Annotated in this window: 10 protein-coding genes; 8 read left to right on the top strand and 2 right to left on the bottom strand. The window is 74.1% G+C overall.

The features are described from left to right. The 8 genes from VGR37_19485 to thiM form a co-directional block, all read left to right on the top strand. Positions 1 to 681 (top strand): hypothetical protein (locus VGR37_19485; GenBank protein ID HEV2149593.1); only part of this gene is annotated, 681 nt, incomplete at its 5' end. Positions 682 to 772: 91 nt separating this feature from the next. After that, on the top strand, positions 773 to 1,720 hold the full coding sequence (locus tag VGR37_19480) for a hypothetical protein (protein HEV2149592.1): 948 nt from the start codon (positions 773 to 775) through the stop codon (positions 1,718 to 1,720). 58 nt (positions 1,721 to 1,778) lie between these two features. Beyond that, positions 1,779 to 2,621, top strand: coding sequence for a methyltransferase domain-containing protein (locus VGR37_19475; GenBank protein HEV2149591.1), 843 nt, complete (start codon positions 1,779 to 1,781; stop codon positions 2,619 to 2,621). A gap of 37 nt (positions 2,622 to 2,658) precedes the next feature. After that, complete coding sequence (locus VGR37_19470) at positions 2,659 to 3,879, top strand: M24 family metallopeptidase (GenBank protein ID HEV2149590.1); 1,221 nt, start codon at positions 2,659 to 2,661, stop codon at positions 3,877 to 3,879. Continuing rightward, the gene (locus VGR37_19465) at positions 3,879 to 4,541 is read left to right on the top strand and encodes a GvpL/GvpF family gas vesicle protein (protein HEV2149589.1); all 663 of its coding nucleotides are present in this window, start codon (positions 3,879 to 3,881) and stop codon (positions 4,539 to 4,541) included. Before VGR37_19470 ends, VGR37_19465 begins: the two co-directional genes overlap by 1 nt. 72 nt (positions 4,542 to 4,613) lie before the next feature. Next, positions 4,614 to 5,657 carry a dipeptide epimerase gene (locus VGR37_19460; GenBank protein ID HEV2149588.1) on the top strand — a complete coding sequence of 348 codons (1,044 nt, stop codon included), beginning with the start codon at positions 4,614 to 4,616 and terminating at the stop codon, positions 5,655 to 5,657. Between the two features lie 170 nt (positions 5,658 to 5,827). Beyond that, positions 5,828 to 8,305, top strand: a complete 2,478-nt coding sequence (priA, locus tag VGR37_19455; GenBank protein ID HEV2149587.1) for a primosomal protein N' — start codon at positions 5,828 to 5,830, stop codon at positions 8,303 to 8,305. A 237-nt stretch (positions 8,306 to 8,542) separates the two neighbouring features. Further along, positions 8,543 to 9,337 (top strand): hydroxyethylthiazole kinase, encoded by a 795-nt coding sequence (thiM, locus tag VGR37_19450; GenBank protein HEV2149586.1) that lies wholly within the window; start codon positions 8,543 to 8,545, stop codon positions 9,335 to 9,337. Positions 9,338 to 9,351: 14 nt separating this feature from the next. Here thiM and VGR37_19445 read toward each other — a convergent pair whose 3' ends face one another. Together VGR37_19445 and VGR37_19440 are read right to left on the bottom strand one after the other, a co-directional pair. Continuing rightward, on the bottom strand, positions 9,352 to 9,900 hold the full coding sequence (locus tag VGR37_19445; protein ID HEV2149585.1) for a peptidoglycan recognition family protein: 549 nt from the start codon (positions 9,898 to 9,900) through the stop codon (positions 9,352 to 9,354). A 212-nt stretch (positions 9,901 to 10,112) separates the two neighbouring features. Then, positions 10,113 to 11,046, bottom strand: a 934-nt coding sequence (locus VGR37_19440) for a YihY/virulence factor BrkB family protein (protein ID HEV2149584.1), incomplete at its 5' end; no start/stop codon positions are given.

Genomic DNA, 11,046 nt, shown 5'->3' with positions numbered 1-11,046 from the left:
GGGGTGCTCCCCGGCGCGGTGGCCGCGGCGGGGTCGCCGCAGGGGACGCTGCTCGCGCTGCGCGCGGCGGGGCGGGGGAGGGTGGCGGCGCTCGCGCTCACGGAAACGTGGCGCTGGCGGATGGAGGCCGGGGCGGTGGAGGAGCACCGGGAGTTCTGGCGCTCGCTGGTGGACTGGCTCGCGTCCGCCCCGCGCGACTCCCTCGTGGCCGGGATCGCGGAGCCGGTCGGCCCCGTGGGCGTGCCGGTGGAGGTGCGCGTCTTCGCCCCGGGCAGTGGGGAGCCGTCTCCCACTCTGATGCTCTCCGGGCCGGGCGGGCGGCGCGAGGCGCTTCCCGTGGCGGCCGATCCGGCGCGCCCCGGCGTCCTCCGCACCCGCTTCGTCCCCGCCCGCGCCGGGCTCTACACCCTCGCGTTCGCGGATGGCGAACCCGCCGCAGGCTTCCGTGCGGCCGATTCCCTCCCCGCCGCCGACCCGTGGGCGCGCCTCGCCCTCCTGGCGGACCACTCCGGGGGCGCGGCGCTCTCCCCCTCGGAGTTCGACGCGGAGCTCTCCCGGCGCGAGGCGGCCCTCCCGCAACGGGACCGGGGGACGCTCCCCTGGCGGTGGATCCTCCTCGCGCTCGCGACGACGCTGGCGGTAGCGGAGTGGACGGTCCGGCGCCTGGCGGGCCGGCCGTGACCGGCTGGAGCCGTTCGAGCGTCGCTCCCCCGGCGCGGTCCGCGGCAGTAGATTGCTCCCCCCGTCCCGCCATTCCAGGGAGCCACCGCACGTGACCACCGCCTTCGTCAGCCACCACGACAGCCCGCGGCACGACACCGGGTGGAACCACCCGGACCACCAGGGGCGCATCCCCGCGCTGGTGCGCGCCGTCTACCGCGACACCCCAGCCACGCACGGGCACCTCCTTCAGGTGGAGGCGGTCCCGGCCGGCGAGGACGACCTGCTCCTCGTCCACACCCCGGGGTACGTGCGGTCCGTGCGCGAGGCGGTCGCGGCTGCCGCCGCGGAGGGGCGCCCGGTCCCCTTCGCGGGCGAGGTCGTCGTCTCGGACGCTTCGTGGGACGCGGCAGTGGCCTCCGTGGGCGCCGCGATCACCGGGGTGGAGACCGTGCGGGCGGGCGAGGCGCGCAACGCGTTCTGCAGCGCCCGCCCACCGGGGCGCGACGCGGCGGCGGACCGCTCCGGCGGCCACTCGCTCTTCAACAGCGTCGCAGTCGCCGCGCGGCACCTGCGCGAGCGGCGCGGCGCCGAGCGCGTGCTGGTGGTGGACTGGGGCGCCCGCGCGCCGCTCGGGACGCCGGAGATCTTCACCGACGATGCGGGAGTGCGGATCGTCTCCGTGCACCAGCACCCCGCTCCCGCGCTGGCGGAGGACCCTCCAGGTCGCTCCGGCCTCCGCCCCTTCCCGGTCCCCGCCGGAGCGGGGGGTGCCGAGTTCGCCGCCGCGCTCTCCGCCGCCCTGGAGGAAGCCGCCCCGTGGGGGCCGGAGTGGATCCTGCTCTCGGCGGGGTTCGACGTCCTCGCGGGCGACCCGCTCGGCGGGCTGGCGGTGCAGCCCCGCGAGGTATACGACCTGACCCTCCTGCTCCGCGGCGCGGCCGACCGCCTCTGCGGCGGGCGGCTGGTCTCGGTGCTGGAGGGCGGCTACGATCCGGGGGCGACGGGACAGGCCGTCGTCCAGCACCTCCGCGGGCTGGCGGGGCTGCCGCCGGCGTGAGCCCGCGCACCCTCCCGCCGACTGGCGAGCCCCAAACGCTCCCGGTATACTTCCCCGCATGTCCAACCCTCCTCCCTCGGACGCCCCGGGCGGTCCCTCCATGCTCGACCTGGTGCGGCTCAGCCCCGCCCCGGTCTTCCCCCCGGGTGGAGAGGACCTGTACCGCCAGATCGCCCTCCTCACCGAGCTGGAGGAAGGGAAGGAGGTCCTGGACGCCGCCTGCGGGCGGGGCGTCTCCACGCTCTTCCTGGCCTCCAACTACCGGGTGGAGGCCGCGGGGGTGGACCCGGACGACGTGCTCATCCGCGAGGCCGAGGCGCGCGCCCGGGCCGCGGGGGAGGACGTGCGCGTGAGCTTCCAGGCCTCGCGCCTGGACGACCTCCCCTACCGGGACGGGATCTTCGACGTCACCATCGGGGAGATCGGTCTCGCGGCCACCGTGGACCCGGCCGCCGCCGTGCGGGAGCTGGTCCGCGTCACCAAGCCGCTCGGCTCGGTGGTGCTGGTGCAGCTCATCTGGACGGGAAACCTGGACCCCCGCCGCCGTGAGATCCTGGTGAAGCACCTGGGCGCCCGGCCGCTGATCGTGGTGGAGTGGAAGCAGCTCCTCCGCGACGCCGGGGTGGTGGACCTGCTGGTGCAGGACTGGTCCGACACCCCCTCGCCCTTCCGCCCCACCGGCGGACCCTTCCCCGACTTCGCCGAGATCTTCACCGTCCGCGAGAAGCTGCGCATCCTCTGGCGCGCCTACCGCCGCTGGGGCTGGGGCGGGGTGCAGGGCGCGCTGGTCCGCGAGCGCGAGATCCACAACCTGCTCACCCGCGAGCGCTCGCTCGGCCTCTCGCTCATCAAGGGGACGCGCTGGCTCCCCGCGGAAGAGGGCGACGCCCCCGCCGCGTAGCCGAAGCCCGAACTCCCCTTTACCGGAAGACCGTCCGATGGCCATCGTCGAAGCAACCGTCGCCCTTACCGCCGACACCGTCCGCCGCATTCAGGAAGAGCTGCGCGCCCACGGGCTGCGCGGCTGGCTGCTCTACGACTTCCGCGGCAACAACCCCATCGTCTCCGACCTGCTGGGGCTGCCGGCGCTCACGCGGCGCTACTTCGTCCTCGTCCCCGCCGAGGGGACGCCCGTGGCGCTGACCCACCGGATCGAGCAGCAGCCCTGGCGCGGGTGGATCGGCGAGAACCGCCCGTACTCCAGCTGGCGCGAGCTGGAGGCCGCGCTCGCCGCGCTCCTGGGCGGGGCCGGGCGGGTGGCGATGGAGTACTCCGAGGGCGACGCCGTGCCGTACGTGGACCGCGTCCCGGCCGGCGTGCTGGAGATGGTCCGCCGGGCCGGCGCGGAGCCGGTCACCTCCGCCGACCTGGTGAGCACCTTCTACGCGCGCTGGAGCCCGGAGGGCGAGGCCGCCCACCGCCGCGCCGCCGTGGCCGTGCAGGAGACGGCCCACGCCGCCTTCCGCCGCATCGCCGAGCGGATCCAGGCCGGGGAGCGCGTGACCGAGTGGGACACGCGCGAGTGGGTCCAGGCGGAGCTGGCGCGCCGCGGCCTGCACGTGGGGGCGGACAGCATCGTGGCCGTGAACGCCAACGCCGCCAACCCCCACTACGGCCCCACCGCCGCCCAGCACGCCCAGATCCGCCGCGGCGACCTGGTGCTGATCGACCTCTGGGGCAAGGAGAGCGAGGACTCCGTCTACGCCGACCAGACCTGGATGGGCTACGTCGGCGAGGAAATCCCCGAGCGGCTGGCGACGATCTTCGCCGCGGTGCGCGACGCCCGCGAAGCCGCGGTGGCGCTCCTCCGGGAGCGGTGGGAGGCGGGGGAGCCGGTCGCCGGGTACGAGGTGGACGACGCCTCGCGCGGCGTGATCGAGGCGCGCGGCTACGGCGAGCAGTTCATCCACCGCACCGGCCACTCCATCGACCGGGAGCTGCACGGCTCCGGCCCCAACATCGACAACCTGGAGACGCGCGACACCCGGCGCCTCATCCCGGGCGTGGGCTTCTCCATCGAGCCGGGGATCTACCTGGCCGGCGACGTGGGCTTCCGCACCGAGATCGACGTGTTCATGGGGCCGGACGGGCCCGACGTGACCACCCCCCGCCCGCAGCGGGAGGTGTTCGCCCTGCTGGCGGGCGAGCCGGCGGCCTGATGCCGGACCGGAGGTCCGCCCCGCGCGTCCCGCCGGATCCCGACGCGCGGGGGCTTCGTCTCCTGGGCGTCGTCCACGGCGACCGGCGGCGCGGCGGCGTCTGGGACGCGCCGGGCGCGGCGCACGGCGACACCGAGGTGGTCCGCCACCGCGACCTGGCCGCGCTGGTGTACCCGGCGCTCCTCCGCGTGGAGGCGGTCTCGCCCGAGGACGTCGTGGCGCACCACCGCCGGCTGGACGCCATGCTCCAGCGGGAGACCGTGGTCCCCGCGCCCTTCGGGATCGGCTTCGCGGAGGAGCGCGACGTGGTCCGTTTCCTCCGCGAGCGCCACGACGAGCTGCTGGACGCCCTGGCCTTCCTGGAGGGGCGCTGGGAGTTCCGGCTGCACACCGTCCCGGGGGAGCCGGACTTTCCCGAGGCGCTCGCGCTGGACCTGGCGACGCACGTGTACGCCGAGCTGCGCAAGGGCTCCCACGCCGCGATCCCGTTCCCGCGCGACGAGCCGCGGACCTTCACCGCCGCCTTCCTGGTGGACCGCGTCGGAACCCGCGGATTCCTGGAGAAGGTGGAGGAGCTGGCCCGCGCCAACCCCGATCTGTCGATGGACGCCACGGGGCCGTGGCCGCCGTACGATTTCGTCCGGCTCCGGCTGGAACGATGAAGCACCCCCGGGCTTGACACCCGGGCCATCTTTCTCGCTCTCCATTCGCCCGACCACCGCCGCCGACCATTCATGCGCCTGGAAGCCGAAGTCCTCACCCTCCGCACCCGCCACGCCTTCCACATCGCCCGCGCGGCGTCGCCGCCCGCGAGGTACGACGTGTGGGTGCGGCTCCGCGACGACGATGGATACGAGGGGTGGGGCGAGGCCGCGGCGACTCCGTTCTACGGGGAGACGGCGGAGACGGTGACCGCGGTGCTGCCGCGGCTCTCCGAGGCGCTGGAGGGCGCGGCCGGGGGCGACCCGTTCGCGCTGGAGCGGATCGAGGCGGCGCTGGCGCATTCCATCGGCCGGAACCCGGCCGCGAAGGCGGCGGTCTCCGCGGCGCTGCACGACCTGGTGGGGAAGCGGCTCGGCGTTCCCGTGTGGAAGCTGTGGGGACTCGATCCGGCCGCGGCCCCGGTCTCCTCCTTCACCGTCGGCATCGACGAGACGGAGGTGATGCGCGAGAAGGTGCGCGAGGCCGCCTCGTACCCGGTGCTCAAGATCAAGGTGGGGTCTCCGCGCGACGAGGAGATCCTGCGCATGATCCGCGACGAGGCGCCCGACAAGGTCCTCCGCGTGGACGCCAACACCGGCTGGACCGCCAAGCAGACCCTCGCCGCCCTGCCCATGCTGGTTGAGTACGGCGTGGAGTTCGTGGAGCAGCCGCTCCCCAAGCAAGACCTGGAGGGGCTGCGCCTGGTGCGCGAGCGCTCCCCGCTCCCCATCGTCGCCGACGAGTCGTGCGAGGTCGCCTCCGACGTGGCGAAGCTCGCAGGCGTGGTGGACGGCGTGAACATCAAGCTCGCCAAGTGCGGCAGCCTCCGTGAGGCCCTCCGCATCGTGCACGCCGCCCGCGCCCACGGGATGCGCGTGATGCTCGGGTGCATGGTGGAGTCCACCCTCGGCATCGCCGCCGCCGTGCAGCTCGCCCCGCTGGTGGACTGGGTGGACCTGGACGGCGCCGCCCTCCTCGCCCACGACCCGTTCACCGGCCCCGGCCTGGAGCCGGACGGCAGGCTCCGCTTCAACACCGAGCCCGGCCTGGGTGTGACGAGGCGCGAGAGCGCCTGAGCTTCACACCACCTCCCGCGTGAGGGATGCGAGCCCGAAGGGGCGAGACCCGGCGGCTGTTTGCCGGGGCTCGACTCCGTTGGGCACGGTCGTATCGTGCCCTACGGAGCCGCAGCCCGACCCCCGCCAGCGGGGGGCACGCCCAAACCCTGCAGTCCGCCTGAAAACGAGTGTTCGTCGAAGTCGCCCTTCCGCTCCCGGTGCTCCACACCTTCACCTACGCTGTCCCGGAGGGGATGCGCGAGAGTGCGGTGCCGGGCGCGCGCGTACTCGTCCCCTTCGGGCGGAAGGAGCGGATCGGGTGGATCGACCGGGTGGCGGAGGCGCCGCCCGCCGGGCGCATCCTCCCCATCCACGGCGTGCTGGACGAGACGCCCACCGTCACGCCGGGGCTTCTCCAGCTGGCACGCTGGATCGGGGAGTACTACGTGGCTCCGCTCGGGCAGGTGCTGCGCACGGCGCTGCCGGCGGCGCTCTGCGACTCGTCCACCGACTACGTGGAGCTCGCGGAATCGCCGGAGCGGCCGTACGAGACGGGGAACGAGCTGGAGGGGAAGGTGCTCGGCTGGCTGCGTGGGAAGGAGGGGCCGCAGGCCGTGTCCCGGCTGCGGCGGGAGTGCGGCGACCGCGTGTGGTGGCCCACCATCCGCCGGCTGGAGGAGGTGGGCGCCGTCCGCGTCGTCACCGAGGCGCCGCGGCTGGAGCCGGCGGTGCGCACCCGGCGCGTGCTGCGCCTGCTCTCGGACATCCCCAGCCTCACGGAGCGGGAGCGGATCTTCGGGCGGGCGAAGCGGCAGCGGGAGTGCTTCGAGCTGGTGGAGTCGATGGGCGGCAGGGCGGAGGTCCCCCAGCTCGCCGGGGCGCTCGGCTTCTCGTACCCGATCGTGAACGCGCTGGTGGAGAAGGGCGTCGCCGTGGTCGAGGAGGAGGAGGTCTCCCGCGATCCGTACGCCGGCATCGAGGCTCCCGAGGCGCCGTCGTTCCGGCCCACGGAGCAGCAGCAGGCCGCCATCGACGCGCTGGTGGGCGCTTCGCGCAGCCCCCAGCCGGGGACCTTCCTGGTGCGCGGCGTCACCGGGTCGGGGAAGACGCTGGTGTACATCGAGCTCCTCCGCGAGGTGGTGGAGCGGCAGGGGCGCACCGCCATCGTCCTGGTCCCGGAGATCGCGCTGACGCCGCAGACGGTGGGGCGCTTCAAGGCGGTGTTCGGCGACCAGGTCGCCGTGCTGCACTCCGCCCTCTCCGACGGCGAGCGCTACGACGAGTGGCGCTCCCTGCGCGCCGGGGAGAAGCGGATCGTGGTGGGGGCGCGCTCCGCCGTCTTTGCGCCGCTGGACGACGTGGGCGCCATCGTCGTGGACGAGGAGCACGAGGGCTCCTACAAGCAGGCGGAGGCGCCGCGCTACCACGCGCGCGAGGTGGCTGTGGTGCGCGCGCAGGCGGAGGGCGCCGTCTGCATCCTGGGCTCGGCCACCCCCTCGCTGGAGAGCTGGGCCGCCGCCGCGGCGGGGAAGTTCCGCCTGCTGGAGCTCCCGGACCGCGTCGGCGGGCGCCCGCTCCCCCCCATCCGCGTGGTGGACCTCCGCGTCGAGCGGAAGCGGCAGCGCGAGAGCAGCGGCCCGCTCCAGGAGAGGGCGCCGGTCATCATCGCCGACGCGCTGGCCGACGCCGTGCGCGCCCGCCTCCGGGCCGGCGAGCAGACCATCCTCCTCCTCAACCGCCGCGGGTACGCCACCTTCGTGCAGTGCCGCGAGTGCGGGCTGGTGTGGCACTGCCCGGAGTGCAACGTGTCGCTCACCTACCACCGCCGCCGGCAGCGGCTCACCTGCCACTACTGCCTGCACGAGGAGCCCGCGCCGTCGCGCTGCTCCGCCTGCGGCTCGGCGGACCTGAGCTTCCGCGGGGTCGGCACCGAGCAGGTGGAGCGCGCGGTGGGGGAGGCGTTCCCCACTGCCCGGGTGGCGCGGATGGACGTGGACACCACCTCCGGGAAGTGGGCCCACCACGAGATCCTGGGGCGGGTGGAGCGCGGCGAGGTGGACGTCCTCCTCGGCACCCAGATGATCGCCAAGGGGCTGGACTTCCCCAACGTCACGCTGGTGGGCGTCATCAACGCCGACGTCGGGATCAACCTCCCCGACTTCCGCGCCACCGAGCGCACCTTCCAGCTCATCACGCAGGTGGCGGGGCGGGCGGGGCGCGGGCCCAAGGGCGGCGAGGTGTTCGTGCAGACGGCGCTCCCTGAGCACTACGCCATCACCTGCTCCACGGACCACGACTTCATCGGCTTCGCCGGCCGGGAGCTGGACGCGCGCCGCGACCCGCAGTATCCTCCGCACTGCCGCCTGGTGAACGTGGTGGTGAGCGGGCTGGAGGAAGCCGGCACGCAGGAGGCCGCGGCCCGGGCGGCGGCGTGGCTCGACGGGCTCCTCCGCGCCCGCAAGGTGGAGGGCGTCGGGATCATCGGCCCCGCACCGTGCCCCATCGACCGGATCCGCGGCCGCTGGCGCTGGCACCTCCTGCTCCGCTCCGAGAGCCCAAAGCTTCTCGGCGAGATCTCGCGCTTCTTCTACGAGCGCTTCGACGTGCCCCGCGGGAAGCTGGACCTCCGCGTCGCCATCGACCGGGATCCGGTGTCGCTGCTATAGGGTGGCCGTGGGCGTCTCGCGCGGACGGTCGGAGGCGGGATGGTCTCCGGAAACGCCAAACTCGCTACGCTCGGACACAAGGCGTTTCCTCCGACCACCCCGCCTCCTCCCTGCGACCCTCTCCGCGAGGGTACCGAAAGGCAGTTGCCGTGCTCCCCTCTCCCGCTTGCGGGGGAGGGTGGCGAGCCTAAAGCGAGCCGGGTGGGGGCCCGCACTCACGCACTCACGCACTCCCTCATGACCCACGCCGCCTCCACCTGGGCCGCCCTCGCCGCCGTGCGCCGCGAGGCGCCGCTGGTGCACAACATCACCAACTACGTGTCGATGGACGTCGCCGCCAACGGCCTCCTGGCCGCGGGCGCATCGCCCGCCATGGTGCACGCCGTGGAGGAGGTGGAGGACTTCGTCGCCATCGCGAGCGCGCTGGTGGTGAACATCGGGACGCTGTCGCCCCCGTGGGTGGAGGCGATGGAGCGGGCGGCGGACCGCGCGCGTGGGCTGGGCAAGCCCTGGGTGCTGGACCCGGTGGGGGCGGGGGCGACGCCGTACCGTACCGGCGTCGCGCGGGCGCTGGCCCGCCGCGGGCCGACGGTCATTCGAGGCAACGCCTCCGAGGTCCTGGCCCTGGTGGAGGAGGGGACGGCGGGGAAGGGGGTAGACAGCGCGCACGGCTCCGACGAGGCGCGTGACGTCGCCCGCGGGCTCGCGCGGGAGCTGGGGTGCGTCGTGGCCGTGACCGGAGCCGTGGACTACGTGACGGACGGCGACCGCGTGCTGGCGGTCGCCAACGGGCACCCGCTCATGGCGCGCGTCACGGCGCTGGGGTGCACCGCCAGCGCGCTCGTCGGCGCCTTCGCGGCCGTGGAGCCGGAGCCGCTCCGGGCCGCCGCGTACGCGCTGGGAGTCATCGGACTGGCGGGGGAGGTCGCGGCGCGCGAGTCGCCCGGCCCGGGGACCCTCCGCTGGCGGATCCTGGACGCCCTCCACCAGCTCGACGAGCAGGCCGTGCTGAAGGGCGTGCGGATCTCCTGATCCGACCCTGCCGCTCAGCCCCCGGCGTTCTGGAGCCGGCGTACCTCGTCCCGCAGCCACGGCCCGACGTCCGCCTCCCCGAGGTCCGGGCGGAACTGGAGGGCCGCGATGTCCCACTTCTTGTCGTTCTGCACCCCCTTCACCCCGTGCAGGGTCCACGCCTCCATGTGGGTGAAGAGCCGCTTGTGCGTGGGCTCGATCTGCCACTTGTCGCAGAGCTGCGTGACGAAGCGCAGCCCGGCCGCCACCTGCGACGCGGTGAGGGGGGCCGGCCCGAAGCTGCCCCCGCGGACGGCGTTCAGCATCCCCGCGAACGACACCCCCACCGACCCGGTGTTGTAGCCACCGGTGTGCGCTGCGTAGGCGCCGTTGGCGAGCTGCGCCTTGAGGTTCGCCGCCACCGGGTGCACCCCGGCGACGATGGTGCCGTCCTGGTTGATGATGTAGTGATAGTGCTGCCGGTCCATCCCGTTGGCCGACTTCGCGCCGCCCGTCCAGTGCAGGATGATCCGCTTGGGGGCGGACGGCAGGCCGGAAAGGGCGGGGATCGCGGGTGCGCTCATGGTACGCCTCGGGTTCGGGGGCTGTGGACGCCGCGCGGGACCCGGCGAAGTCACGCATCTCTGGTGCCGGACGGCGCACCGCTCGCGCTTGTTTCCCAAGCGACTACGGGACAACACGATCGGAATCCGGCGGGATCTGTGCTGTCCGCGGCGGGGGCGGGGCGGGGGTGGGGCGGTGGGGCGCGCGTGTCCCACCGCTGCTTCCCGCCCGGCTACATCTCCGAGTTGATCTCCCCGCCCAGCAGCACCACGAGCCCGGTCATGTACATCCACAACAGCAGGACGATGATCACGCCCAGGAAGCCGTACGTCTCCCCGTACGAGCCGAAGTTGGCGATGTAGTAGCGGAAGCCGGTGGTGGCGAGCGCCCAGAGGACCGCCGCGATGGCGGCGCCCTTGAAGATCTTCCACTTGTCCGCCCACTGGTCCCGGTTCGGGAGGACGTAGTAAGCGATCCAGAAGGCGCCCACCACCAGGAGGAACGCGAGCGGCCACTGGAGCAGGCCCCAGACCGCCTCGGCCGTCCCCCACAGGCCGATTGACCGTGCGATGGCCGGCCCCGCGAGGATGGCCATGCTCCCGGCCAGGAAGAGCACGGCGAACGCCAGCATCACCCCGATCGCGATGGCGCGGCGCCTGAGCCAGGAGCGGCCCTCCTTCACGTCGTACGCCTTGTTCAGCGAGTCCGCGAGCGCCGCGAAGACGTTGGAGGCCGCCCAGAGCGCCAGCAGCAGGCCGAGCGAGAAGGGCCCCGGCGCCTGCTCGTACACCACCTGCTGCACGAACTGGTCGACCAGCGCGGATGCGTCCTCCGGGAGCGCGCTGCCCAGCCGTTCGGTGATCCACATCGCGGCGGCGTTCCCCCCGAAGAATCCCGTGAACCCGAAGATCACCAGGAGCGCCGGGGGAAGCGAGAGGAAGGCGAAGTACGCCAGCTTCGCGGCCTGCCCTATGACGTCGTCCTCCTGGACCTCGCGCCACACGCGCTTCACGAAGCCCTCCGCCGGCCGCGCGGACGCGGTGGAGGCCGCCGCCGTGGGCGGGGGAACGGTCCGGGAGGGGGTCGGTGGTGCTGCGGGCCGCCCGCCCTGCGCCGCCACGAGCACGGCGATGCGGTTCACGCCGGCCGGAGCCGCCGCGGCGGGG

The sequence above is a fragment of the Longimicrobiaceae bacterium genome (assembly GCA_035936415.1).
GTDB lineage: Bacteria > Gemmatimonadota > Gemmatimonadetes > Longimicrobiales > Longimicrobiaceae > JAFAYN01.
This window is presented reverse-complemented; position numbering and strand designations above follow the sequence as displayed.

What these genes read in the sequence shown, in the direction of transcription:
- thiM (HEV2149586.1), top strand. Translation starts at nt 8,543, where the DNA reads ATGACCCACGCCGCCTCCACCTGGGCCGCCCTCGCCGCCGTGCGCCGC.
- VGR37_19470 (HEV2149590.1), top strand. Translation starts at nt 2,659, where the DNA reads ATGGCCATCGTCGAAGCAACCGTCGCCCTTACCGCCGACACCGTCCGC.
- VGR37_19445 (HEV2149585.1), bottom strand. Translation starts at nt 9,900, where the DNA reads ATGAGCGCACCCGCGATCCCCGCCCTTTCCGGCCTGCCGTCCGCCCCC.
- VGR37_19475 (HEV2149591.1), top strand. Translation starts at nt 1,779, where the DNA reads ATGTCCAACCCTCCTCCCTCGGACGCCCCGGGCGGTCCCTCCATGCTC.
- VGR37_19465 (HEV2149589.1), top strand. Translation starts at nt 3,879, where the DNA reads ATGCCGGACCGGAGGTCCGCCCCGCGCGTCCCGCCGGATCCCGACGCG.
- VGR37_19460 (HEV2149588.1), top strand. Translation starts at nt 4,614, where the DNA reads ATGCGCCTGGAAGCCGAAGTCCTCACCCTCCGCACCCGCCACGCCTTC.